The organism is Stappia sp., from assembly GCF_040110915.1.
Classification (GTDB): Bacteria; Pseudomonadota; Alphaproteobacteria; order Rhizobiales; family Stappiaceae; genus Stappia.
Map to the genome: position 1 here is coordinate 2,881,967 of NZ_CP157793.1, position 21,943 is coordinate 2,903,909.

The following is a 21,943-nucleotide window of genomic DNA, read 5'->3' on the forward strand; positions in this document are numbered from 1 at the left end:
ACCGGGTCCGATGCGATGGCCAAGCTCTACTTCACCTACTCCTCGATGAATGCCGGCAAGTCCACGATCCTGCTGCAGGCGGACTACAATTACCGCGAACGCGGCATGCGCACGCTGGTGCTCACGGCCGCCATCGACGAGCGGGCCGGCAAGGGCCGCATCGCCTCGCGCATCGGTCTGGCGCGCGAGGCCGACACCTTCGACGCCGACACCGATCTCGCGACCCATGTCGCCGGCCGGCTCAAGCGGGAGGCCGTCGACTGCGTCTTCGTCGACGAGGCGCAATTCCTCACCGAGCCTCAGGTCTGGCAGCTCGCGAGGATCGCCGACGACCACGACATCCCGGTGATGTGCTACGGTCTGCGGACGGACTTTCAGGGAAAGCTGTTTCCCGGAAGCGCGGCCTTGCTCGCGCTCGCCGACACGCTCAAGGAGGTCAAGACGATCTGCTGGTGCGGACGCAAGGCGACGATGGTCGCGCGGCTCGACGCGTCGGGCGCGATCGTGGAGGACGGCGAGCAGGTGGTGATCGGCGGCGAGGATCGCTATGTTTCCCTGTGCCGGCGGCACTGGACGCGGCGCGAGCTCGGCACGCGCGCCCTCGCGGAGGCCGCCGAATAGGCCCCGGACGGGCGCGCGGCGGCGACGCCGCGCTGTAATCTGAACGACCAATCGACGGAAGCGGACCCATGGTGCTTGGCAGGATCTTCGGCGGATTGTTCGGTGGCGGGAAGGACGACGCCGGCGGCGGCGCGACGCATGCCAGCGTCGACTACAAGGGCTTCACCATCACCCCCGCCCCGGTGGCCCGCGACGGCCAGTGGCAGATCGCCGGCACAATCTCCAAACCGGACGACGATGGCAATCCGCGCGAGCACCGTCTCATCCGCGCCGACGTGATGCCGGGCGAGGACATGGCGGTGGAATTCTGCATCCGCAAGGCCAAGCAGGTCATCGACGAACAGGGCGAGCGCCTGTTCGGCTGAGCCCGCTTACCCCGCCATCCGGGCCCGGATCTCCGCAAGCCCGAGCCGCTGGCGCCCGTCGCCATCGAAATTCGCCGGATCGAGCCAGGCCTCGAAGGCGCGTTTCACCGCCGGCCACTCCGCGTCGGTGATCGCGAACCACGCGGTGTCGCGGTTGCGGCCCTTGTAGACCGTGGCCTGGCGGAAGGTGCCTTCATAGACGAAGCTGAGCCGCTCCGCCGCCCTGCGCGAGGGCGCGTTGAGCGCGTCGCACTTCCATTCGTAGCGGCGATAGCCGAGTTCGTCGAAGACCCGGACCATCATCAGATACATGGCCTCGGTGGCCGCGACCGTGCGCTGCAGGGCCGGCGCGAAATTGATGTGCCCGACCTCGATCACGCCGTTGGCGCGGTCGATGCGCAGGAAGCTGGCGACGCCGAGCGGGCGCTGCGTCTCCGTCTCCACCACGACATGAAACAGCGGGTCGTCGCCGCAAAGCGTGTCGTCGGCGAAGCGGGCGAAGGCCCCGGCGCTGTCGAAGGGCCCATAGGGCAGATAGGTCCAGATCCTTCCCGCCCGGTCCTGCGCATAGGCGTCGAAGAGCGGGGCCGCGTGGCGGGCCGGGTCGAAGGGCTCCAGCCGGCAGCTGCGGCCCTGCATCATGGCGCGGGGCGGCGCGGCGCGCGGCGTCCAGTCGGGGACCGGCGCGCCGATCGGCTGTCCAAGGGCATTCTCGCGGGCGGTCACGGCGGCTCCTTTTTCAGGTTCCGTTTTTCAGGTTCCGTTTTTCAGGGCTCGGGCGGGACGCGGGCGGCATCCGCCCCGGGCATGTCCCGTCTGTAGCGAAGCGCGCGCGGCTGCGGAAGAGCCACCGCACATCCGGATCGCAGAGCCACCGCCGCGCGCCGGTCCCGCCCTCGCCGATTGACCTTTCCCGGCACACGTGGTTGAAGGATCGGCGGTTCGCTCGCGCTTTCCCGAAAAAAGGCAAGTCCACGTCTCCATGTCGCGATCCCATGTCTGGAGCCTCCCCAACATCCTGACCTACGGGCGCATTCTGGCGGTTCCCGGGGTCATGGCCTGTTTCTACTTTCCCGGCAATACGGCACGTTGGGTGGCACTCGGCATTTTCGTGATCGCCGCCATCACCGATTTCTTCGACGGCTATCTGGCCCGCGCCTGGCAGCAGCAGTCGCGCCTCGGGCAGATGCTCGACCCGATCGCCGACAAGCTGCTGGTGGCCGTGTGCCTGCTGCTGCTGGTCGGCGCCGGCGATATCGGCGGCTGGTCAATGATCGCCGCCGCGATCATCCTGTGCCGGGAGATCCTCGTCTCGGGCCTGCGCGAGTTTCTGGCCGATCTCCGGGTCAGCGTGCCCGTGACCCGGCTCGCCAAGTGGAAGACGACGGTGCAACTCGTCGCCATCGCTCTGCTGCTGGCCGGCCCGGCCGGCGAGGCGGTGCTGCCGGGCACGCAGCTTGCCGGCCTCTCCGCCTTGTGGATCGCCGCCGTGCTGACGCTATATACCGGATACGACTATTTCCGCGCCGGGATCGGCCATCTGATCACCGAATAGTGCGCGCGAGACACGGGAGGGACCGCGACAATGCAGGTTCGCTATTTCGCCTGGGTGCGCGAACGCGTCGGGCAGGACTCCGAAACCATCGAGGTGCCGGACAATGTCACGACCGTTTCCGGCCTGATCGACTGGCTGTCGGCGCGCGACGACGCGCATGCCGCCGCCTTTGCCAACAAGGATGCGATCCGCGTGGCGCTCGACCAGGAACATGTCGAGCAGGACGCGCCGCTTGGCCGCGCGCGCGAGATCGCCTTCTTTCCGCCGATGACCGGCGGCTGAGGGCGCGCGCATGGACGCCTCGACCGACATCGCGCCCCCGGTGACCGTCCGCATCCAGGCCGAGGATTTCGACGTCGCCCACGAAATCGCCCGGCTTTCGGCCGCCGACGGCGCGCGCAACGTCGGCGCGGTGGTCACCTTCACCGGCCTGTGCCGCGACGAGGACGGCCGGCTGGCCGCGCTCGAACTCGAACACTACCCGGGCATGGCGGAGGCGGAGATCCGCCGCATCGCCGAAAACGCCTGCGCGCGCTGGCCGATCACCGGCCTGACCGCGATCCACCGCTACGGCCGCATCGCACCGGGCGGCAACATCGTGCTCGTCGTGGCCGCCTCGCGCCACCGCCGCGCGGCCTTCGAGGCGGCGGAATTCCTCATGGACTATCTCAAAACCCGCGCCCCCTTCTGGAAGAAGGAACACCTGAACGACGGCACGGCCGGCGCCTGGGTCGATGCGCGCGACAGCGACACCGCGGACGCGGACCGCTGGGCGCGCTCCTGAACGCCGGCGTCGGCCGCGCTCCCGCACCGCCTCCCCGTGCGCGATTGGCCCGCATGAGGCATCCCGGCGCCGCGACTTGACCTTTCCCGCGAACACGGGAAGTGTGCGGGGGATTGCGACTTCAGGTTTATCCGCTCCTTTTCAGGCACATCATTTCAAGGGGGACGCGCATGACTTCCGACACGTCCTCCGCTCCAGAACGCCTGCACCGGCTGGGACCGGTCGAATTCGTCGCCCTGATCGGGGCGCTGATGGCGCTCAACGCCTTTGCCATCGACATCATGCTGCCGGCGCTCGGCGACATCGGCGCCGCGCTGAACGTGCCCGACGACAACGACCGGCAGAAGGTCGTCCTGGTCTATCTGTTCGGCTTCGGCGCCGCGCAACTGATCTACGGCCCGCTGTCGGACCGCTACGGCCGGCGCCCGGTGCTGCTCGGCGGACTGGCGCTCTACGCCGCCGCCGGCGTGGTGAGCGTAATGGCGACCACCATGGACCAGCTGCTGCTGGCCCGCCTGCTGCAGGGCATCGGCTGCGCCGCGCCGCGTGTCGTCGCCATCTCCATCGTGCGCGATTGCTACGCCGGCGAACGCATGGGCCGCATCCTGTCGCTGACCATGATGGTGTTCATGACGGTGCCCATCATCGCGCCCTCGATCGGGCAGCTCGTGCTCTTCGTCGCCTCCTGGCGCGCGGTGTTCCTGCTGCTGACGCTCGGTGGGCTCGTCATGCTGGTCTGGAGCGCGCTGCGGCTCGGCGAAACCCTGCCGCCCGCGGCGCGGCGCCCGTTCGCCCCCGGCGCGCTGCTCGCGGCCTACCGCCGCACGCTGACCACCCGGATCGCCATCGGCTACATGTGCGCGACCGGCGTCATCATCGGCGTGCTCTTCGCCTTCGTCGCCGCCGCCCAGCAGATCTTCACCGAGACCTTCGATCTCGGCCCCGCCTTCCCGGTCGTGCTGGCGATCTCGGGGGCCTCGCTCGCCGTCGCCTCCTACCTGAACGCCCGGCTGCTCGCGCGCTTCGGCCTGCGCCGGCTGTCGCATGGCGCGCTGATCGCCTTCGTCGTCATCGGCGCCCTGCAGGTGCTGGCCGCGCTGCTGGCCCCGCAGAGCGTGGTGCTGTTCACCGCCCTGACGGCGGCCATGATGTTCAGCTTCGGCTTCGTCGGCCCGAGCTTCAATGCGCTGGCGCTGGAACCGCTCGGCGATATCGCCGGAACGGCCTCGTCGATGCTTGGCTTCATCACCACCGCGGGCGGCGCGGTGATCGGTTTCGTCGTGGCGCAGACCTACGACGGCACGGTCCTGCCGATCGCCATCGGCTTCGCCGTGCTGGCGCTGACCGCGCTTGCCATCGTGGCGATCACGGAAGGCGGGCGGCTGTTCCGCTTTTCCGCCGCGCCGGGCTGATCGGTCACGCCGCGACACCCGACCCTCACCGCACCGGCAAGACAAAAGGCCCGCGCGGTTGCATCCGCGCGGGCCTTCTTCGATATCGTCGGCAGGCCGCTCGCCGCCTGCCGGTGCTTCTGCGGGGCGTAGGGGGACCGTCAGCCGGCCGCCGCCACCTTGCGCTGCGCTTCGGGAAGAACCTCCAGGTGGTAGTCGTCCATCAGCGTGCGCGTGATCGCGTCGACCTCGAAGCGATACGGCCCGATCTCGGAGACCGGCGTCACTTCGGCCGCTGTGCCGGTCAGGAAGCAGGCCTCGAAGCCCTCCATCTCCTCCGGCTGGATCGCGCGTTCGATCACCTCGAAGCCGCGCCGCTTGGCGAGATCGATCACCGTGCGCCGGGTGATCCCGTCGAGGAAGCAATCCGGCGTCGGCGTGTGGATCTTGCCGTCCTTGATGAAGAACACATTGGCGCCGGTGGCCTCCGCGATCTGGCCGCGCCAGTCGAGCATCAGCGCATCGGCGTAGCCCTTGCGCTCCGCCTCGTGCTTCGACAGCGTGCAGATCATGTAGAGACCCGCCGCCTTGGAGCGGCAAGGCGCCGTCGCGGGATCGGGGCGGCGATACTGCGCCATGTCGAGGCGGATGCCCTTCAGCCGCTGCTCCGGATCGAAGTAGCTCGGCCATTCCCAGGCGGCGATCGCGAGATGGATCGTGTTCGACTGCGCCGACACGCCCATCATCTCGCTGCCGCGCCAGGCGACGGGGCGGACATAGGCGTCCACGAGTTTCATCCGCGACAGCAGCTCGCGCGTCGCCGCGTTGATGGTCTCGGCGCTGTAGGGGATCTCGAAACCGAGGATGTTGGCCGAATCGTGCAGACGCTGGGTGTGCTCCTCCAGCTTGAACACCTCGCCGCCATAGGCGCGTTCGCCCTCGAACACGCTGCTGGCGTAGTGCAGACCATGACTGAGCACGTGCAGCTTCGCGTCCGCCCAGGGCACGAACGCGCCGTCGTACCAGATTTCGCCTTGGAGTTGGTCAAAGGGCATATGCGCCATGGTGCAGTCTCCCGCGGCCTGCTTGGGGGATCGTCCCCTCGTTTCGAATGTGTGGCGCGATCAGCCCGCGCCGATGTGTCAGATGTTCCGTCCGTCCGCTCCCGACCGGCTTTGCGCGCGGCGTGAAGTGTTTGTATGCTGCCGGCGCCGTTGACCACGCCGGCCATCGCAGGAAACCGCCGCGATGCCGTGACCGGGAAGGACGCGCTCTGCTCGATCGCTCGACAACATCCAGAACGGATACCAGACGATGGCGTACGATCATTTCGCCAGAGACAGCCTACATGTAACAATCGGTCGGAATTAAGTCAATATGACTGACATAAATTTCTCGACGTCCGAACCGGCGTCCTCCGCGGCGCGCCCGGCGCCTTCCGACGTCCCGATCGACCTGATCGAACTGCTGTTTTTCGCCTATCGCGATTTCACCTCCGATCCGGACGCGGCCCTTGCCGAATTCGGCTTCGGGCGCGCGCACCATCGGGTGCTGCATTTCGTGAGCCGCAATCCGGGGCTGCGGGTCTCCGACCTGCTCGGCATCCTGCGGATCACCAAACAGAGCCTGGCGCGGGTGCTCAAGCAGCTTGTCGAGAAGCAATACATCGTCCAGGAGCCCGGCGCATCCGACCGGCGCGAGCGGTTGCTGTTCGCCACTCCGCGCGGCCAGGAGCTGGCGCTGCGGCTGATGCGGCTCCAGGCGAAGCGGATCCAGGCCGCCCTCGCCGCCCTGCCTCCGGAAAGCCGGGATGCGGCGCGACACTTCCTGTTCAACATGATCGATCCGGATCAGCGCGCGGAGGTCGCGCGACTGATCGAGCGCACTTGAGGAGCCGCCCGTGACCGCCTCCCTCGCCGACAGCGCCCCGCGCCCTCCTGGCACGACAGACGGCCCGAAAGACCGCCCGAAGGCCGCGACGCCGGCGGACGACGCGCCGCACCTGCTGCTGGTCGACGACGACGCCCGCATCCGCGCCCTGCTCAAGCGCTTCCTGTCGGAAGCCGGTTTCCGCATCACCGTCGCCGCCAACGCGGCCCAGGCGCGGCGCCGGCTTGCCGGCCTCGACTTCGATCTGCTGGTCGTCGACGTGATGATGCCGGGCGAGAGCGGGCTGGAGCTTGCCGCCGACCTGCGCAGCTCCGCCGACGTTCCGATCCTGATGCTGACGGCGCGCTCCGACGCGGCCGACCGCATCGCCGGGCTCGAGGCGGGCGCCGACGACTATCTGGTCAAGCCCTTCGAACCGCGCGAACTGCTCTTGCGCATTCAGGCGATCCTGCGCCGGCGCACCGTGCCCGATCTGCCGCCGCCCGCCGATATCCGCTTTGGCCCCTTCGTGTTCGACGCCGCCCGCCGCGAACTCAAGCGCGGCGACACGCCCGTGCGCCTGACGGACCGCGAAAAGGAAATCCTCGCCCTGTTCGCCGAAAAGCCGAACGACACTGTTCCACGCACCGAGATCGTCGGCGACGGCAGCGGCCTCGGAGAGCGCACCGTCGACGTCCAGATCAACCGGCTGCGGCGCAAGATCGAGGCCGACCCGGGCAATCCGCTCTATCTGCAGACGGTGCGCGGGATCGGATACCGCCTCGTATGCGACTGACGCGCCGCCTGCAGGCCGCCCTGCGCCGCGTGGCGCCCCCCGTCATCGCCGCCCCGCTGGAGCGCGCGCTGGACATCCTGTCGACGCCCTATCGCGCGCTGGCCAAGGCGCTCTACAAGCGCAGCCCCAAGGGGCTCTTCAGCCGCACGCTGCTGATCATCGTCGCGCCCATCGTCGTGATGCAGGGCGTCCTCGGTTTCGTCTTCATGGAACGCCACTACGATCTCGTGACCCAGCGCCTGTCCGAGGCGATCGTCGGCGAGATCGCCTTTCTGGTCGACGTGCTCGAGACCTATCCCCAGGAGGACGGCTATGTCGCCTTCACCGACATGGCACGCGACTCGCTCGACCTGAGCGTGACGGTGCTGCCGCCCGATCCCCTTCCGCCGCCGCGCCCCAAGCCCTTCTTCGGGATCCTCGACCTCTATCTGTCGGAACAGATCAGCCAGAAGATCGGCCGCCCCTTCTGGATCGACACGGTCGGCCGCTCCAGCTTCGTGGAGATCCGCATCCAGCTCGACGCCCGCGTGCTGCGCGTCATCGCCCGGCGCAGCCAGACCTATGCGTCGAACTCGCATATCTTCATCGTCTGGATGGTCTCCACGTCGCTGGTGCTGGTGTTCATCGCCATGCTGTTCCTGCGCAACCAGACGCGGCCCGTGGAACGGCTGGCGACCGCCGCGGAGAGCTTCGGCAAGGGCCGGCCCATCGACGACTTCCGGCCGAGCGGCGCGCATGAGGTGCGCCGGGCCGCGCAGGCCTTCATCGAGATGCGCCGGCGGATCGAGCGCCAGATCGAACAGCGCACGGCAATGCTCGCGGGGGTCGGTCACGATCTGCGCACGATCCTCACCCGCTTCCGCCTTCAGCTCGCGCTTCTGGAGGACAGCGAGGAGGTGCGCGCGCTCCAGCACGATGTCGACGAGATGAAGACGATGCTGGAGGACTATCTCGCCTTCGCCCGCGGCGACGGCGACGAGCAGGCGCAGCCGACCGACATGGCGCTGGTCATCGAGGATCTGGAGGCGGAGGCGGAAATCCTCGACGCCGAGGTCACCTCGCACTACGCCGGCGAGCCGATGGTCACGCTGAAACCGATCGCCTTCAAGCGCGCGCTGACCAATCTGGTGACCAACGCCGCCCGCTTCGGCAATCGCGTGCGCATCAACGCCCAACACCAGGAGGGATGGCTGACCGTGCTCATCGAGGACGACGGGCCCGGCATTCCGGAAGACGCGCGCGAAAGCGTCTTCCGTCCGTTTCACCGGCTCGACAGCGCCCGCAACCAGGATTCGGGCGGCAGCGGGCTGGGGCTGGCCATCGCCCGCGACGTGGTGCGCGGCCACGGCGGCGACATCGTGCTCGACGAAAGCCCCGCCCTCGGCGGCCTGCGCGCCCGCGTGCGCATTCCCGTATAGCGCCAACGGCGTCGGCCGGGTCAGCGGCTCAACGCGGTCATCGCGCCGGCTCCGACAAGACAGCTCGCGCCGATCCGGTTGACCGCGCGAAACCGCGTGGGCTTGCGAAGCTGGCGCGATACCGAGGTGGCAAGCAGGATCCAGAGCCCGTTGCTGATCACGACAAGCGTCAGGAAGGTTGCCTCCAGCAGAAGGATCTGAGGCACCAGAGGGCGGTCGGGCGCGATGAACTGCGGCAGAAAGGCCACGAAGAACACGATGTCCTTCGGGTTGAACGCCGTGACGAGGAACGCGTCGCGCAGCGCCCGCCACCCGTGTCGTCCGTCGGGCGCCGCGACGCAAACGCCGCCCTCCGCCCCACGCCAGGTCGAGATCCCGAGCCAGACCAGATAGGCCGCGCCCGCCAGCTTGAGCGCGAGGAACATCTCCGCCGATGCGGCAAGGACGGCTCCGGCGCCGAGGAGAGACACCGACATGGCGACGAAGTCTCCCAGCACCACGCCGGGAACGGCCGCGGCCGCCACACGTCCGCCGTGACCGAGCGTATAGCCGATCAGCAGCATGACCACCGGACCAGGAACCGCGAGCAGCGCGAGGCTCGCGCCGGCAAAGGCAATCCACGTGTAGACATCCATGACGTTCTCCCTTCGCCAACACCGCGTGTGTCCAGAACGCTAGGGGCGAACGCGCGCCAATTCACGCTTGAAGGAGTTCCGCGGTGAAAGCCAAACTACGGCATGGAGTGGACACGAATGCCCTCGCTGGCCGCCCTGCGCGCCTTCGACTGCGTTGCCCGCGCACGCAGTTACGCCGCCGCGGCGACCGTGCTGAACGTCACCGAAGCGGCGTTGCGGCAGCACGTTCGGCGTCTTGAGAACCAGATCGGACAGCCACTGGTCGAGCGGAGCGGACGCGGTATTGTCCTGACGCAAGCCGGAGAGATCCTCGCCGAAACGACGCGGGAGGGATTCGACACGCTCAAGGCCGGGGTCGCGTCTCTCACGGCCGACGAGGACCGGCGCCCCTTGCGGATCGCGCTTCCTCCCTCCTTCGCCGAAACCTGGCTGATGCCGCGTCTCGGGGATTTCTGGGCCCACCATCCCGAAATCAATCTCGAACTCGTGCCCAGTCTGAAAATCGTCGACCTGCGAGCGGACCGGTTCGACATGGCAATTCGCTACGGCGAAGGGGAGTGGCCGGGCGTTACCTGCACACGGCTCGCCCCTGCCGACTATCTGGTCGTCGCACGGCCCGATGTCGCCGGAGCCACGCCGGCCCGCACCGCCGCCGATCTCGCGGATCGGTGCTGGTTGTTCGAGCGCGATCGCGTGGAGCACAGGCGATGGAGCGCGGCGCACGGTATCGACTTCGACGCGCCCCATCACCGGCACTTTCCGACCAATTCCCTCGTACTCTCGGCCCTGCACGCCGGACAGGGGCTTTCCCTACAGGCCCGTGCGCTGGTGCAAGGCGACATCGACACGGGTCGCCTCGCCATTCTCTTCGACGATCCCGCGAGCCACCTCGCCTATTACATCGTCACGCGGGGTGATCCTCGCTTGCCGCTGCGTCGGTTCATCGCATGGCTGAAACGCGCCGCCTGACGCGCGACCCCGTGCGTCACAAACCACGCTCAGTAAAGCCGGCCGCCGATCGGCACGTCCTTGTCGGGCGCGAGCAGCACCACCTCGCCGTCCGCATCCGGCACGCCCAGCGTCAGCACCTCCGACATGATCGGGCCGATCTGGCGCGGCGGGAAATTGACCACGGCCATCACCAGCCGGCCTTCCAGCGTCTCCGGCGTGTAGTGGCGGGTGATCTGCGCGGAGGATTTCTTGATGCCGATCTCCGGCCCGAAATCGATGCGCAGCTTGTAGGCGGGCTTGCGCGCTTCCGGGAACGGCGCCGCCTCCACGATGCGGCCGACGCGAATGTCCACTTTCAGAAAATCGTCGAAGGACAGCGCCGGCGCGGCGCCGGCGGAAGAAATCATGTCGCTCATGATGGAAACCTGACGGTCTACGAGAGGAAAACTCCGCGCGGATCGGAACCGCTCACGGCGGGAACGGAGATCCGCATCGGACAACAAGAAGGGATCCCGAAGACACTCTCATCCGGGATCGACCTGCTGCGCGCCGCCACAACGCAGATTACACGTCAGGCGGAGGCTGGGGAAGTCCCGTCGTCGTCGTGCGACGCCCGCGCGCCGTCCCCGGCCGCCTCCTTGCGCGCGGCGCGCCGGCGCAGGCCGGAAAACAGCGGATTCATCATCTTGCCGATGCGGTCGAGCCGGCCGAGCCACACCTCGCCCTCGTCCAGTTCCTTGTCGAGCGCCGACATGGTGCGCGCCAGTCCGGGGTCCTCGTCATCGAGCCAGACATCGACCACACGGGCGAAGGCGACCACCAGCCCCTGCGCGATGACGCCGGCGCGCGCGCCCGACGAGGGCAGGCCCGCCGCCGTCAGCATCCAGCGCTGCGAGACCACGGCGGCCGAATTGAGCCGCAGCGCCAGTTGCGGATCGGCCCGCGCGGCGTCCTTGAGGGCCCTGATCGCGTCCCGGTGCGGCGCGAGCGCGTCGAGCCGCGACATCAGCACGTCGAACAGGCGATCCCGGCCCGGCTCGTCGGCCATCTCGGCGTCGATCCCGTCGAGCACCGTCTGGTCGATCTCCGACAGGAAGGCCTTGAAGCAGGAGAGCTTGGTCGGAAACGCGGCGCGCAGCACGGAGAGCTTGACCCCGGCCTCGGCGGCGAGATCCGCCATGTCGAACCCGTGCCAGCCCTTCGCCGCGACCAGGGCGAGAAACGCCGAAACGATCTTTTCCCGTGTCTTCTTCGTCGCCATCTGTCGTCTCCCGGATGTCACCGCCCATCGGCGTTGCGTCTCGATGTCCGATGTGGAGCGAAACCGCCGGTCGTCCAGACCTTGCGGCGAAAGGCGTCAGCCGGCCAGGTCCTGCGACCGCCGCCGGGCGGCGGCCACGGCCCGGTCGAGCACCGGTTGCAGACCGTCGTCGGCCATCAGGACATCGAGCGCGGCGGCGGTGGTGCCGTTCGGCGAGGTCACGTTGCGGCGCAAGTCGGCGGCCGCGAGGTCCGAGCGATAGAGAAGCTCGCCCGCCCCGCACACGGTCTGGCGCGCCAGCGTCATGGCGAGGTCGCCCGGCAGGCCGGCCTTTTCTGCTGCCGCCGCGAGGGCTTCGACCAGATAAAACACATAGGCCGGGCCGGAGCCGCTGACGGCGGTCACCGCGTCCATCTGGTCCTCGGTCTCGATCCAGGCCGAGGTGCCGATGGCGGCGAGCAGCGTGTCGACGGTCGCTTTTTGCACCGCGTCCGTGCGGGCGTTGGCGAAGGCCACGCTCATGCCGCGGCCGACCTGCGACGGCGTGTTCGGCATCACCCGCACGACGGCCACATCGCCGAAGATACGCTCGAACAGCGCCGCCGGCGTTCCGGCGGCGACCGAGATCACCAGCGTGTCCTGCGCGACCAGGGACACGAAGCCCGGCGCGGCATCGGCCATCATCTGCGGCTTGAGCGCGAGCAGCAGCACGCCGGCGGAAAGATCGTCCGGCGCGCGCTCCGCATGACGGATGCCGTGCTCGGACAGCAGCGCGCGCATCTCGTCGGACGGTGCCGGATCGACGACGACGAGCGACGCCGGATCGGTTCCGGCCGCGACCCAGCCGGCGAGCATGGCACCGCCCATCTTGCCGGCGCCGACGAGCACCAGCGGTCGCGTCTTGGAAAAACTCATGCTTCCCCTGCCGTTTCGAACAAGGCCGTGTCGATCGCCTCGGTGGCGCTCTTGCCCGCCCAGACGACGAACTGAAAGGCCTGATAGTAGCGCTCGCAGGTCTCGAGCGCGTGGGTCAGAAGTCCCTCGATCTGCGCGGAGGTGGCCTCCGCGCCGCCGGCCAGCAGCAGCGACTGGCGGAAGATCACCACGCCCTCGCGCTTCCAGAGGTCGAAATGCCCCATCCACAGCTGCTCGTTGACCAGCGCCAGCAGCCGCACGACCTCCGTGCGGCGGGGCTCGGACACCTTCACGTCGAAGGCGCAGGCCAGATGCAGCGCTTCCAGATCCTCCATCCAGGAGAAGGAAACGTGGTAGTCGCACCAGCCGCCGGCGACGGAAATCGTGATCTCCTCGTCGCAGGAGCGCTCGAAGGACCAGTCGTTGATGGCGGCGATATGCTCGATCGTGTCGACGGGATTCGCGGGCCGTTCGAAATCGATGTCGATGAGGCTCATGTCGTTCCTCCCGGCTTGCGGGACGGCGGCCGGATGAGGACCGCGCCCGCCCATGTCGGTCCGCAGGACGGTATCCTGCCGTGGAACGAAGACCCGTGCCCGCTGCGACAACTCGAGCGACGACCCGGCAATTGAAGCGGCCGCGCGCGGTCGCGCGAATCCCCGTCTGTTTTCAGTATACAGGCAGATACGACCGCAAAGATATGTTCACATTTCCTTTACGGTTTCCCCCTGTGGACGGAAATACCGACGCGACGTTGCGTCACGCGCCCGATATCCGCCCCCCAACCGCAAGCGGCGGATGGCCCGCCGGCGGGGTCAGCTGTCGTTTGCCGGCGGCTCGCGGTCGCCCGGCGCACCGGCGGACGCCTCGAGCTCGGCGACCCGCGCCTCCAGCGCCTCCACCTTGTCGAGCGCCCTGACCGCCATGTCCTTGACGACGTCGAACTCCTCGCGCTTCACCAGATCCATGTCCGCGAGAAACCGCTCCGCCTGGGCGCGCACGGCCGCTTCGACCTCGCGGCGCGCACCCTGGGCGACGCCGGCCGCGTCGGTCATCAGCTTGGCGAAATCGTCGAGGACGCGATTCGGTCCCTGTGTCATGACGGCCCTTCCCTTGAGGCAATCCCGCGGCCCGGCGCGGCTGGTTGATGCTGTCTTCTAGGTAATGCGGTTTGGCGCGTTGCGAAACACCCCGCGCGGGAGATTTTGTCGCGGCGGTCCTCCCCACCCCGCGCGAGCTGCCGCGCAAGGTCAGGTCCCCGCGCGCAAGACACGCTGTCGTGAGCGCGGGCTGCCCCTCTTGACGCGGGCAGCGGAACCTCGTCAACGTCGCGCCGACCGACGCGCAGCCCGCTTTCACCGCCCGACTCCCCGGGAGATCCCATGCCGACCCTCGTCCTGCCCTTTCCCTCGATCGACCCGGTTCTGATCGAGTTCGGCCCCTTCGCGATCCGCTGGTATGCGCTCGCCTATATCGCCGGACTTCTGCTCGGCTGGCGGATGATGCGGTCGCTGGTCGCCACCGACCGCCATTGGGGCGCCACGCCGCGCCCGACGCTCGCCGACGTCGACGATTTCGTCGTCTACGCCACGCTCGGCACGATCCTCGGCGGGCGCCTCGGCTATGTGCTGTTCTATGCGCCGGGCTACTACCTGCAAAACCCGCTCGACGCGCTCGCCGTGTGGTCCGGCGGCATGTCGTTCCACGGCGGCTTTCTGGGCGTCGTCGTCGCCATGATCCTCTTCGCCCGCGCGCGCAAGATCCCGTTGTGGACGCTGTTCGATCTGGCCGGCGTCGTGGCGCCGATCGGCCTGTTCTTCGGACGGATCGCCAATTTCATCAATGGCGAGCTGTGGGGCCGGGTCACGGACGTGCCCTGGGCAATGGTGTTTCCCGGCGCCGGCGACGCGCCGCGCCACCCGAGCCAGCTCTACGAAGCCGCCCTTGAGGGGCTGCTGCTCCTGGTCATCGCCCGCATTCTGGTGGCGCGCGGCGGCCTGCAACGTCCCGGCCTGATCGCCGGCACATTTGCGCTTGGATACGGACTGTCCCGCTCCTTCGTCGAATTCTTCCGCGTTCCCGACGCGCACATCGGCTATCTCGGCCCGGGCCTGACCATGGGCATCCTGCTGTCGCTGCCGATGATCGCGGTCGGGCTCTGGGCCATCACTCGGGCGCTTTCCCGCCCGGCCGGCGAGACCCGCCCATGACGGGCGACGGGCTCCGGGACGCGCCCGACACGCCCGAGGCGCCGCTGCTCTCCCGCCTGCGCCGGCTGATCGCGGCGCAGGGGCCGATCTCGGTCGCCGACTACATGGCCCTGTGTCTCGGCGATCCGGAGCACGGCTACTATCTCCATGCCGAGCCCTTCGGCGCCTCGGGCGATTTCGTCACCGCGCCGGAGGTCAGCCAGCTTTTCGGCGAGATCGTCGGCGCCTGGCTGCTGCATGCCTGGCAACGGCTCGGCGTGCCCGACCGGGTGCATCTGGCGGAACTCGGCCCCGGCCGGGGCACGCTCGCCGCCGACACGATGCGCGTCGCGCGGCTGCGCCCGGCCTTCGCGGACGCGATCACGCTGCATCTGGTGGAGACGAGCCCGCGCCTGCGCGAGGCCCAGCGCGCGGCGCTGGCACCGCTCGGCGTCACCCCCGTCTGGCACGATACCCAAGACACGCTGCCCGACGACGCGCCGCTGCTTGCGGTCGCCAACGAGTTTTTCGACGCCCTGCCGATCCGCCAATACGTGCGGCACGAGGGCGTGTGGCGCGAGCGTTGCGTCGGGCTCGACGCGGCGGGCAGCCTGCGCTTCCAGCTCGGCGCGGGAACGCTCGCCACCAACGACCTGCCTGCCGCGCTTCGCGCAAGCGGCGACGGCACGATCCTCGAGGTCCAGCCCACCGCCAATGCGATCATGACAGCGCTCGCCGAGCGCCTCGCGGCGCAGGGCGGCGCGGCGCTGGTCATTGACTACGGCTATGCGGCCACCGCCCCCGGCGACACGCTGCAGGCGGTCGCCGCCCATGCCTACGCCCCCGTGCTGGCGGAGCCGGGCCGCGCCGATCTGACCGCCCATGTGAATTTCGAGGCGCTCGCCCGCGCCGCATGCCGCCCCGGGCTCAGCCCCCGCCGGCTGATGACCCAGGGCGATTTCCTGCTCGATCTCGGTCTGCTCGAACGCGCCGGACAACTCGGCGCCGGCAAGGCCCCCGAAATCCAGGAGCGGATTCGCCAGGACGTGGAACGCCTTGCCGGCCCCGACCAGATGGGCACCCTGTTCAAGGTGCTGGCACTGGCGCCGCCCGACATCGCGCTCGCGCCCTTCGATCCGGTGTGATCGACGCCGCGTGACACGCCGCGTGTGAGGCGGTTTGACAGGCCGTGCGCTTGCCCCCACCATCGGCGAAAATTCCAAGTCCGGCCCAGGTCCCGTTCCCCATGCTCACCTCTCCCGATCTCGCCGGCCTCGACGGCATCGTTCACGGCTTCTTCACCCGCTCCGGCGGCGTGTCGCGGGGGCTCTACGCCTCGCTCAACGTCGGCCTCGGCTCGCGGGACGAGCGGGCCGCCGTGCTGGAGAACCGCACGCGCGTGGCCAGTCTTCTGGACGTGGCCCCGGCCGCGCTCGTCTCCCCGCACCAGCACCATTCGGCGGATGCGATCGTCGTCTCCGAGCCCTGGAGCCTCGACGACCAGCCGCGCGGCGACGCCCTCGTGACCGACCGTCCCGGCATTGCGCTGGGGATCTCGACCGCCGATTGCGGCCCGGTGCTTTTCGCCGATCCGCTCGCCCGGGTCGTCGGCGCGGCACACGCCGGGTGGCGCGGCGCGCTCACCGGCATTCTCGACGCGACGCTGGTGAAGATGGAAACGCTCGGGGCCCAGCGCGACCGGGTCGTCGCCGTGCTCGGCCCGACCATCTCGCAGGCGAACTACGAGGTCGACCTCGCCTTTCGCGACCGCTTTCTCACGGCCTCGGCGGACAACGCCGGCTTCTTCACGCCCGAGACCCGGCCCGGCCATGTCCGCTTCGATCTGCCCGCCTATATCCGCGCCCGCCTCGCCGGCGCCGGCGTCGGGAAGATCGCCGATCTGGAACGCTGCACCTATGCCGACGAGGCGAGCTTCTTCTCCTATCGCCGCGCCACCCATCGCGGCGAGGCCGATTACGGCCGCCTGATGTCGGCCATCGCGCTCACCGGAGCCTGACCCGTCATGGCGCTCGCCTTCTCCCGTGCCGAATACGCCCAACGCCTCGACGCGCTGTGCGCGCGCATGGGCGGGGCCGATCACGACGCACTGCTGCTGTTTTCCCCGGAAAGCATGTTCTGGCTGACCGGATACGACACCTTCGGCTATTGCCATTTCCAGTCCATGGTGGTGACCCGCGACGGCCGGATCGTGCTCTTGACCCGCTCCGCCGATCTGCGGCAGGCGCGCGCCACCTCCATCGTCAGCGACATCCGCGTCTGGGAGGATCGCGACGGCGCCTCCCCCGTGCTGCAGTTGCGCGACCTGCTGTTCGAACTCGGTCTCGACGGCGCCCGGCTCGGGGTCGAATACGACACCCATGGCATGACCGGACGCATCGCCATGGAGATCACCGCCCATCTGCCGGAAATCGCCGATCTGGAGGATGCCTCGCGGATCGTTGCCGTCCTGCGCGCGGTCAAGAGCCCGGCGGAGATCGAGATGGTGCGCCGGGCCGCCGCGCTCACCGACGCCGCCTATGAGGCTGCCTGGCCGCTGATCGGCCCGGGCGCGCGCGAGGGCGACATTCTCGCCGCGATGCAGGGCGCGGTCTTTGCCGGCGACGGGGATTATCCGGGCAATGAATTCGTCATCGGCTCGGGACCGGAGGCACTGCTGTGCCGCTACCAGACCGGACGGCGGACGCTCGATGCACAGGATCAGCTGACGCTGGAATGGGCCGGCGTGTTTCGCCGCTACCACGTCGCGGCGATGCGCACCGTGGTGGTCGGCACGCCGACGGCGCGCCACGTCGCGCTGCACGAGACGGCGCGCGCGGCCCTGGCGGCGGTGGAGGAAACGCTGACACCCGGCCATACCTTCGGCGACGTCTTCGCCGCGCATGCCCGCGAGGTCGACCGGCGCGGCGAGGGCGCGCATCGGCTCAATGCCTGCGGCTATTCGCTGGGCACCCGGTTCTCGCCGAGCTGGATGGACTGGCCGATGGCCTATCGCGACAATCCGGCGGAGATCGTGCCGAACATGGTGGTTTTCCTGCACATGATCCTGATGGATTCCGACACGGGCACGGCGATGAGCCTCGGCCAGAGCTATCTGACCGGCGACGGTCCGGCGGAGGGCCTGTCGAAGCTTCCTCTCGACCTGCCGGTCAAGCCGGGCTAAACGAAAAGCGAGCGGGGCCGCCGGTCCCTGGCAAGACATGAAAGACGACCGAGGCAAAGCCGAAGGCCAGATGCGCGTGACACCCAGTTTCCGAGCCCCCGTTTTCCGCACCGCAGCTCTTGCGGCCGCCCTCGCACTCGGCGCCTGCGCCGGCGAACCGCTGCCCCCCGGCATGGTCGCGGACGGCGCGGGGTCGGCGGGTCGGCAGGCCTCGGCGCCAGCGCCTTCCGTCAATCCGGCCGAGGCGACCATCGCCTTCGATCCCTTCACCGGCGCGCCGGGCAACATCGCCGACGCGCTCTCGCGCCGGATCGGCGCCGAGGCCCGGGCCCGCAACCTGCGCCTGGTGCGCCGCGTGGGCGCGCCGGCGACCTATCGGGTCAACGGCTATCTCTCGGCCTCCGGCGACCAGAGTTCGACCACGCTGTTCTATGTGTTCGACGTGATCGACGCGCAGGGCAACCGCGCGCACCGCATTCTCGGACAGGAAGCCTCCGCCGGCGCCGCCGGCGATCCCTGGGCGGGGATCGACACGGAGACCATCGACCGCGCGGCACGGCGCGCGGTCGCCGATCTGGCCGCCTGGCTCAACCGCTGACCGCCGGCTCGACGGCCGCGTTTGCGCAAAGCGTCCCGACCGCGCGCCGGCTGCGGGACCACGGTCGGAGCCCCGCGTCACCGAAATGCAAAAAAGGTGGCGACACGGCGGCGTCGCCGGTTGTTAAACGCCGGTCCGATTGCTACAACGCCGCCGCCTGCCGGACGTCCGAGACGCCTCACCCGTGGCCCGTTGCCGCGATCTCCCGGCCGTTCCCGAAGGCCAAGAAGCTCATGCGGCTGACGCCGCGCCAAGAGCTGACGCACCACGTGTGACCCTTTCCCGTGCCGCAGTCGCGTCCGAGCCGGCGGCGCAGCAATGAAGGACTTGCGGGCCATGAAGATTGTCGCGGGCAACTCCAATCGGGCGCTTGCCGAGGAAGTGTCGAAATATCTCGGCGCGCCGCTGGCCAAGTGCCAGGTACGCCGCTTCGCCGATCAGGAAATCTTCGTTGAACTCCAGGAAAACGTTCGCGGCGAGGATGTCTTCGTCCTGCAGTCGACGAGCTTCCCGGCCAACGACCACCTGATGGAACTGCTCATCATCATCGACGCGCTGCGCCGCTCCTCGGCCAAGCGGATCACGGCGGTGATGCCCTACTTCGGCTACGCGCGCCAGGATCGCCGCGCCTCGGGCCGGACCCCGATTTCCGCCAAGCTGGTCGCCAATCTGATCACCCATGCCGGCGCGCACCGGGTGCTCACCCTCGACCTGCACGCCGGCCAGATCCAGGGCTTTTTCGACATTCCCACCGACAACCTGTTCGCCGCCCCGGTGATGACGCGCGACATCAAGGAGCGCTACTCGACCGAAAACGTCATGGTCGTCTCGCCGGACGTCGGCGGCGTGGTGCGCGCCCGCGCGCTCGCCAAGCGCATCGACGCGCCGCTGGCCATCGTCGACAAGCGCCGCGACAAGCCTGGCGAATCGGAAGTGATGAACATCATCGGCGACCCCTCGGGCCGCGACTGCCTGCTGGTCGACGACATCGTCGATTCCGGCGGCACGCTGTGCAACGCCGCCGAGGCGCTGCTCGACCAGGGCGCGAATTCGGTGACCGCCTACATCACGCACGGCGTCCTGTCCGGCGGCGCGGTCGCCCGCGTCAGCGCCTCCAAGCTCAAGGAATTGGTGATCACCAATTCCATCGAGCCGACGGCCGCCGTGCTCGCCGCCCCCAACATCCGCACGGTCTCCATCGCGCCGCTGATCGGCGAGGCGATCTCGCGCACCGCGCTCGAACAGTCGGTGTCCAGCCTGTTCAACTGATCCACGCCCCGGCCCTGCGGTCCGGGCGAAACGATCTGATTCTTGCAACGGCGCGACGGGCCTCCCGCCGCGCCGTTTCCGCGTGCGAACCCTGCGCCCGCCTCACTCCACGGTGATGGTGATGCGCGCGGATTCGACCGGCGGCATGTGCGGGATGTGATTGTGGTCGCCGACGACGAGTTGCAGCGTGTGGGTGCCGGGCGCGAGATCGACCGTGGTTTCCGTCTGACCGCCGCCGAAATGGCGATGCGCGTCGTCGGCGGGGATCGCGGTGTCGTAGTCCTCAAGCTCCTGATCGATCAGCAGATGATGGTGGCCGGTGCCGCCCTTTTCGACGCCGGCCGGCGCGACGCCCATGCCTGAAAGGCCGAAGCGGACCGTCACCGGGCTCGACACGGTGGCCCCGTTCTGCGGTGCGATGAAATAGACGCGCGCGCCCTCCGGCGCGGGCGTGCGGTGATCGTCGGCGCGCGCCGGCGCTTCGGCCAGGGTCGCGGAAAGCATTGCGATAAGCGTTGCGATAGTTGCGACGCCGGCGAGCCCGGCGGTGCGGCTGCGAATGATCATGACGTCCTCCCGTGGTTTTCAACGGCCGTCTTGCAATGGCGGCCTCCCCGAAAAGGATATCGAAGCATGCCGCAGCGGCAAGCGACGCGCACGATCTCGTGACCACCGCAACCGCGCCCCGCCTTGACCTTCCCCCCGCTGGAACAGCTACCCGAGACCGGTAACATTCAGTCAGGAGGCCCGTTCCATGCCGATCCGCGCTTTTGCCGCTCTCACGCTCGTCGCGACCCTGATGGCGCCGGCCGCCGCCCTGGTCGCGCTCCCTGCCCCCGCTTCGGCGGCGGAAAAGATCACGCTGTGGAAGACCCCCTGGTGCGGGTGCTGCTCGGCGTGGGGCGAGGCGATGAGCCAGGCCGGCTATGCGGTTGCCATGCGCGACCGCGAGGACCTCGCCCCGGTGAAGGCACAGCTCGGCGTGCCCGATGCGATGGCCTCCTGCCACACGGCCATCATCGGCGGCTATTTTCTGGAAGGGCACGTGCCGCTCGAGGCGGTGCGCAAGCTGCTCGACGAGCGACCGGAGATCGCCGGTCTCGCCGTGCCGGGCATGCCGCAGGGATCGCTCGGCATGGGCACCGACCCCACCGCCCGCTACGACGTGCATGCGGTCGCCCGCAGCGGCGAGAGCCGCGTGTTCCACCGCGCCGGCCTCGACTGACGTCGCGCGCGCAAGACGCGCCACCTCGATGTGTCAGGACACGACGTCGCGGACGTCGCGGGACGCGATCACGCAATTGCGGCCCGCGGCCTTGGCGGCATACAGCGCGACGTCTGTGTGATAGAGCGCGGACTTCAACGCCTCGGGCGGGGTCGTCAGATGCACCCCGACGCTGACGGTCACATCGAGCGCCGAACCGTCGAGCCGCAGCGGCTCGGCGGCAACCGACCGGCGAAAGCCCTCGGCCCACGCCATGGCGTCGTCCCAGCAGTCTTGCCCGCGCGCGCAAGGCAGCGCGAATATGAACTCCTCCCCGCCGAAGCGGGCCAGGCACCCCGTCTCCGGCGCCACCGCGCGCAAGCGGTCGACGACCGCCCGCAGGGCCGCGTCGCCATTGAGGTGCCCGAAACGATCGTTGATGCGCTTGAAGTGATCGATGTCGATCAGAAACAGCGCGATGCTCTCCGGTCCGTCACGGCGGGAGTCCAGCCACTCGAAGAACGCGCGCCGATTCGCAACGCCCGTCAGTTCGTCGCGCGCGGCCAGCGCCGCATTTTCCTCGGCGAGGCGATGGATCAGCAGGTAATCGCGCAGCCACACCCCGGAAAACAGGGTCGCAAGCACGAGAGGAATCAGCGTGCCGGCGAGGAGCGCGTCGTTGTACCGGTCGCCGGACAGATGCCGGAACAGGATCGCGGTCGCAAGCGCCGACGACAACACCGACCCGGCAACGATGACGGCGGTGCGCCGCACGCCACGTCGGAAAGGAGAGGGCAGCGCCTGCCACCGCATGCGGGCCCGGGCAATGAGGCCGTTCATCTCGTGATCCATCCGCGAAATTTACGCAATAATATTACTGAGCGAAAACCCGAAATCGAGCATGACAAGTATTCTGGAAACGCAGGCAAATATAATCAAAA

General features: G+C 68.7%; 27 protein-coding genes. 17 read left to right on the plus strand and 10 right to left on the minus strand.

The window, feature by feature from the left end; genetic code table 11:
• Positions 1-15: 15 nt before the first annotated feature.
• A complete protein-coding gene (locus ABL312_RS12915; protein WP_349357799.1) occupies positions 16-621 on the plus strand; it encodes a thymidine kinase in 606 nt (201 codons plus the stop codon).
• A gap of 68 nt (positions 622-689) precedes the next feature.
• Positions 690-986 carry an HlyU family transcriptional regulator gene (locus tag ABL312_RS12920; protein ID WP_349357800.1) on the plus strand — a complete coding sequence of 99 codons (297 nt, stop codon included), beginning with the start codon at positions 690-692 and terminating at the stop codon, positions 984-986.
• Between the two features lie 6 nt (positions 987-992).
• Here the strand turns inward: ABL312_RS12920 and ABL312_RS12925 are convergent, their stop codons facing one another.
• On the minus strand, positions 993-1,712 hold the full coding sequence (locus ABL312_RS12925) for a GNAT family protein (protein ID WP_349357801.1): 720 nt from the start codon (positions 1,710-1,712) through the stop codon (positions 993-995).
• 256 nt (positions 1,713-1,968) lie between these two features.
• On the opposite strand from ABL312_RS12925, the gene pgsA reads away from it, so the two are divergent.
• The 4 genes from pgsA to ABL312_RS12945 all read left to right on the plus strand — a co-directional run bounded on the left by pgsA (position 1,969) and on the right by ABL312_RS12945 (position 4,737).
• Positions 1,969-2,541, plus strand: a complete 573-nt coding sequence (pgsA, locus tag ABL312_RS12930; protein WP_349357802.1) for a CDP-diacylglycerol--glycerol-3-phosphate 3-phosphatidyltransferase — start codon at positions 1,969-1,971, stop codon at positions 2,539-2,541.
• A gap of 30 nt (positions 2,542-2,571) precedes the next feature.
• Positions 2,572-2,823 carry a molybdopterin converting factor subunit 1 gene (gene moaD, locus ABL312_RS12935; RefSeq protein ID WP_349357803.1) on the plus strand — a complete coding sequence of 84 codons (252 nt, stop codon included), beginning with the start codon at positions 2,572-2,574 and terminating at the stop codon, positions 2,821-2,823.
• A 10-nt stretch (positions 2,824-2,833) separates the two neighbouring features.
• Complete coding sequence (locus ABL312_RS12940) at positions 2,834-3,325, plus strand: molybdenum cofactor biosynthesis protein MoaE (RefSeq protein ID WP_349357804.1); 492 nt, start codon at positions 2,834-2,836, stop codon at positions 3,323-3,325.
• A gap of 170 nt (positions 3,326-3,495) precedes the next feature.
• A complete protein-coding gene (locus ABL312_RS12945; protein ID WP_349357805.1) occupies positions 3,496-4,737 on the plus strand; it encodes a multidrug effflux MFS transporter in 1,242 nt (413 codons plus the stop codon).
• A 140-nt stretch (positions 4,738-4,877) separates the two neighbouring features.
• On the opposite strand, the gene ABL312_RS12950 is transcribed toward ABL312_RS12945, so the two are convergent.
• Positions 4,878-5,780, minus strand: a complete 903-nt coding sequence (locus tag ABL312_RS12950) for a branched-chain amino acid aminotransferase (RefSeq protein WP_349357806.1) — start codon at positions 5,778-5,780, stop codon at positions 4,878-4,880.
• A gap of 313 nt (positions 5,781-6,093) precedes the next feature.
• Here ABL312_RS12950 and ABL312_RS12955 point away from each other — a divergent pair, with 313 nt between their 5' ends.
• Genes ABL312_RS12955 through ABL312_RS12965 form a run of 3 tightly spaced genes read left to right on the plus strand, consistent with a single transcriptional unit; the run spans position 6,094 to position 8,799 of the window.
• Positions 6,094-6,606, plus strand: coding sequence for a MarR family transcriptional regulator (locus ABL312_RS12955; RefSeq protein WP_349357807.1), 513 nt, complete (start codon positions 6,094-6,096; stop codon positions 6,604-6,606).
• Between the two features lie 10 nt (positions 6,607-6,616).
• The gene (locus tag ABL312_RS12960) at positions 6,617-7,381 is read left to right on the plus strand and encodes a response regulator (RefSeq protein WP_374730126.1); all 765 of its coding nucleotides are present in this window, start codon (positions 6,617-6,619) and stop codon (positions 7,379-7,381) included.
• Positions 7,372-8,799 (plus strand): ATP-binding protein, encoded by a 1,428-nt coding sequence (locus ABL312_RS12965; protein WP_349357808.1) that lies wholly within the window; start codon positions 7,372-7,374, stop codon positions 8,797-8,799. The genes ABL312_RS12960 and ABL312_RS12965 overlap by 10 nt, the downstream gene beginning before the upstream one ends.
• 20 nt (positions 8,800-8,819) lie before the next feature.
• Here ABL312_RS12965 and ABL312_RS12970 read toward each other — a convergent pair whose 3' ends face one another.
• On the minus strand, positions 8,820-9,434 hold the full coding sequence (locus ABL312_RS12970) for a LysE family translocator (RefSeq protein ID WP_349357809.1): 615 nt from the start codon (positions 9,432-9,434) through the stop codon (positions 8,820-8,822).
• A gap of 117 nt (positions 9,435-9,551) precedes the next feature.
• Between ABL312_RS12970 and ABL312_RS12975 the strand changes: the two genes are divergently transcribed.
• Entirely contained in the window at positions 9,552-10,403 is an 852-nt protein-coding gene (locus ABL312_RS12975; protein WP_349357810.1) for a LysR substrate-binding domain-containing protein, read from the plus strand.
• A gap of 29 nt (positions 10,404-10,432) precedes the next feature.
• On the opposite strand, the gene ABL312_RS12980 is transcribed toward ABL312_RS12975, so the two are convergent.
• The 5 genes from ABL312_RS12980 to ABL312_RS13000 all read right to left on the minus strand — a co-directional run bounded on the left by ABL312_RS12980 (position 10,433) and on the right by ABL312_RS13000 (position 13,661).
• Positions 10,433-10,792 carry a tRNA-binding protein gene (locus ABL312_RS12980; RefSeq protein WP_349361405.1) on the minus strand — a complete coding sequence of 120 codons (360 nt, stop codon included), beginning with the start codon at positions 10,790-10,792 and terminating at the stop codon, positions 10,433-10,435.
• Positions 10,793-10,956: 164 nt separating this feature from the next.
• The gene (locus tag ABL312_RS12985; protein WP_349357811.1) at positions 10,957-11,646 is read right to left on the minus strand and encodes a TetR/AcrR family transcriptional regulator; all 690 of its coding nucleotides are present in this window, start codon (positions 11,644-11,646) and stop codon (positions 10,957-10,959) included.
• Positions 11,647-11,742: 96 nt separating this feature from the next.
• Positions 11,743-12,561: a pyrroline-5-carboxylate reductase gene (proC, locus tag ABL312_RS12990; RefSeq protein WP_349357812.1), complete on the minus strand. Its 819-nt coding sequence runs from the start codon at positions 12,559-12,561 to the stop codon at positions 11,743-11,745.
• Positions 12,558-13,058, minus strand: coding sequence for a YbjN domain-containing protein (locus ABL312_RS12995; protein WP_349357813.1), 501 nt, complete (start codon positions 13,056-13,058; stop codon positions 12,558-12,560). Before ABL312_RS12995 ends, proC begins: the two co-directional genes overlap by 4 nt.
• Positions 13,059-13,376: 318 nt before the next feature.
• The gene (locus ABL312_RS13000; protein WP_349357814.1) at positions 13,377-13,661 is read right to left on the minus strand and encodes an accessory factor UbiK family protein; all 285 of its coding nucleotides are present in this window, start codon (positions 13,659-13,661) and stop codon (positions 13,377-13,379) included.
• Between the two features lie 282 nt (positions 13,662-13,943).
• Between ABL312_RS13000 and lgt the strand changes: the two genes are divergently transcribed.
• The 6 genes from lgt to ABL312_RS13030 all read left to right on the plus strand — a co-directional run bounded on the left by lgt (position 13,944) and on the right by ABL312_RS13030 (position 19,798).
• The gene (lgt, locus tag ABL312_RS13005; protein ID WP_349357815.1) at positions 13,944-14,771 is read left to right on the plus strand and encodes a prolipoprotein diacylglyceryl transferase; all 828 of its coding nucleotides are present in this window, start codon (positions 13,944-13,946) and stop codon (positions 14,769-14,771) included.
• Positions 14,768-15,895: a class I SAM-dependent methyltransferase gene (locus ABL312_RS13010; protein ID WP_349357816.1), complete on the plus strand. Its 1,128-nt coding sequence runs from the start codon at positions 14,768-14,770 to the stop codon at positions 15,893-15,895. Before lgt ends, ABL312_RS13010 begins: the two co-directional genes overlap by 4 nt.
• A 101-nt stretch (positions 15,896-15,996) precedes the next feature.
• Positions 15,997-16,767 (plus strand): peptidoglycan editing factor PgeF, encoded by a 771-nt coding sequence (gene pgeF / locus ABL312_RS13015; RefSeq protein ID WP_349357817.1) that lies wholly within the window; start codon positions 15,997-15,999, stop codon positions 16,765-16,767.
• A 6-nt stretch (positions 16,768-16,773) separates the two neighbouring features.
• Positions 16,774-17,931, plus strand: coding sequence for a Xaa-Pro peptidase family protein (locus ABL312_RS13020; protein ID WP_349357818.1), 1,158 nt, complete (start codon positions 16,774-16,776; stop codon positions 17,929-17,931).
• A gap of 70 nt (positions 17,932-18,001) precedes the next feature.
• Positions 18,002-18,529: a hypothetical protein gene (locus tag ABL312_RS13025; protein WP_349357819.1), complete on the plus strand. Its 528-nt coding sequence runs from the start codon at positions 18,002-18,004 to the stop codon at positions 18,527-18,529.
• A gap of 336 nt (positions 18,530-18,865) precedes the next feature.
• Entirely contained in the window at positions 18,866-19,798 is a 933-nt protein-coding gene (locus tag ABL312_RS13030) for a ribose-phosphate pyrophosphokinase (protein ID WP_349357820.1), read from the plus strand.
• Positions 19,799-19,900: 102 nt separating this feature from the next.
• Here ABL312_RS13030 and ABL312_RS13035 read toward each other — a convergent pair whose 3' ends face one another.
• Positions 19,901-20,365 (minus strand): DUF4399 domain-containing protein, encoded by a 465-nt coding sequence (locus ABL312_RS13035; RefSeq protein WP_374730127.1) that lies wholly within the window; start codon positions 20,363-20,365, stop codon positions 19,901-19,903.
• A gap of 187 nt (positions 20,366-20,552) precedes the next feature.
• On the opposite strand from ABL312_RS13035, the gene ABL312_RS13040 reads away from it, so the two are divergent.
• Entirely contained in the window at positions 20,553-21,023 is a 471-nt protein-coding gene (locus ABL312_RS13040; RefSeq protein WP_374730128.1) for a DUF411 domain-containing protein, read from the plus strand.
• A 33-nt stretch (positions 21,024-21,056) separates the two neighbouring features.
• Here the strand turns inward: ABL312_RS13040 and ABL312_RS13045 are convergent, their stop codons facing one another.
• The gene (locus ABL312_RS13045) at positions 21,057-21,842 is read right to left on the minus strand and encodes a GGDEF domain-containing protein (protein ID WP_349357821.1); all 786 of its coding nucleotides are present in this window, start codon (positions 21,840-21,842) and stop codon (positions 21,057-21,059) included.
• Positions 21,843-21,943 lie beyond the last annotated feature (101 nt).

What these genes read in the sequence shown, in the direction of transcription:
- ABL312_RS12915 (WP_349357799.1), top strand. Translation starts at nt 16, where the DNA reads ATGGCCAAGCTCTACTTCACCTACTCCTCGATGAATGCCGGCAAGTCC.
- ABL312_RS12920 (WP_349357800.1), top strand. Translation starts at nt 690, where the DNA reads ATGGTGCTTGGCAGGATCTTCGGCGGATTGTTCGGTGGCGGGAAGGAC.
- pgsA (WP_349357802.1), top strand. Translation starts at nt 1,969, where the DNA reads ATGTCGCGATCCCATGTCTGGAGCCTCCCCAACATCCTGACCTACGGG.
- moaD (WP_349357803.1), top strand. Translation starts at nt 2,572, where the DNA reads ATGCAGGTTCGCTATTTCGCCTGGGTGCGCGAACGCGTCGGGCAGGAC.
- ABL312_RS12940 (WP_349357804.1), top strand. Translation starts at nt 2,834, where the DNA reads ATGGACGCCTCGACCGACATCGCGCCCCCGGTGACCGTCCGCATCCAG.
- ABL312_RS12945 (WP_349357805.1), top strand. Translation starts at nt 3,496, where the DNA reads ATGACTTCCGACACGTCCTCCGCTCCAGAACGCCTGCACCGGCTGGGA.
- ABL312_RS12950 (WP_349357806.1), bottom strand. Translation starts at nt 5,780, where the DNA reads ATGGCGCATATGCCCTTTGACCAACTCCAAGGCGAAATCTGGTACGAC.
- ABL312_RS12955 (WP_349357807.1), top strand. Translation starts at nt 6,094, where the DNA reads ATGACTGACATAAATTTCTCGACGTCCGAACCGGCGTCCTCCGCGGCG.
- ABL312_RS12965 (WP_349357808.1), top strand. Translation starts at nt 7,372, where the DNA reads ATGCGACTGACGCGCCGCCTGCAGGCCGCCCTGCGCCGCGTGGCGCCC.
- ABL312_RS12970 (WP_349357809.1), bottom strand. Translation starts at nt 9,434, where the DNA reads ATGGATGTCTACACGTGGATTGCCTTTGCCGGCGCGAGCCTCGCGCTG.
- ABL312_RS12975 (WP_349357810.1), top strand. Translation starts at nt 9,552, where the DNA reads ATGCCCTCGCTGGCCGCCCTGCGCGCCTTCGACTGCGTTGCCCGCGCA.
- ABL312_RS12980 (WP_349361405.1), bottom strand. Translation starts at nt 10,792, where the DNA reads ATGATTTCTTCCGCCGGCGCCGCGCCGGCGCTGTCCTTCGACGATTTT.
- ABL312_RS12985 (WP_349357811.1), bottom strand. Translation starts at nt 11,646, where the DNA reads ATGGCGACGAAGAAGACACGGGAAAAGATCGTTTCGGCGTTTCTCGCC.
- proC (WP_349357812.1), bottom strand. Translation starts at nt 12,561, where the DNA reads ATGAGTTTTTCCAAGACGCGACCGCTGGTGCTCGTCGGCGCCGGCAAG.
- ABL312_RS12995 (WP_349357813.1), bottom strand. Translation starts at nt 13,058, where the DNA reads ATGAGCCTCATCGACATCGATTTCGAACGGCCCGCGAATCCCGTCGAC.
- ABL312_RS13000 (WP_349357814.1), bottom strand. Translation starts at nt 13,661, where the DNA reads ATGACACAGGGACCGAATCGCGTCCTCGACGATTTCGCCAAGCTGATG.
- lgt (WP_349357815.1), top strand. Translation starts at nt 13,944, where the DNA reads ATGCCGACCCTCGTCCTGCCCTTTCCCTCGATCGACCCGGTTCTGATC.
- ABL312_RS13010 (WP_349357816.1), top strand. Translation starts at nt 14,768, where the DNA reads ATGACGGGCGACGGGCTCCGGGACGCGCCCGACACGCCCGAGGCGCCG.
- pgeF (WP_349357817.1), top strand. Translation starts at nt 15,997, where the DNA reads ATGCTCACCTCTCCCGATCTCGCCGGCCTCGACGGCATCGTTCACGGC.
- ABL312_RS13020 (WP_349357818.1), top strand. Translation starts at nt 16,774, where the DNA reads ATGGCGCTCGCCTTCTCCCGTGCCGAATACGCCCAACGCCTCGACGCG.
- ABL312_RS13025 (WP_349357819.1), top strand. Translation starts at nt 18,002, where the DNA reads ATGCGCGTGACACCCAGTTTCCGAGCCCCCGTTTTCCGCACCGCAGCT.
- ABL312_RS13030 (WP_349357820.1), top strand. Translation starts at nt 18,866, where the DNA reads ATGAAGATTGTCGCGGGCAACTCCAATCGGGCGCTTGCCGAGGAAGTG.
- ABL312_RS13035 (WP_374730127.1), bottom strand. Translation starts at nt 20,365, where the DNA reads ATGATCATTCGCAGCCGCACCGCCGGGCTCGCCGGCGTCGCAACTATC.
- ABL312_RS13040 (WP_374730128.1), top strand. Translation starts at nt 20,553, where the DNA reads ATGCCGATCCGCGCTTTTGCCGCTCTCACGCTCGTCGCGACCCTGATG.
- ABL312_RS13045 (WP_349357821.1), bottom strand. Translation starts at nt 21,842, where the DNA reads ATGAACGGCCTCATTGCCCGGGCCCGCATGCGGTGGCAGGCGCTGCCC.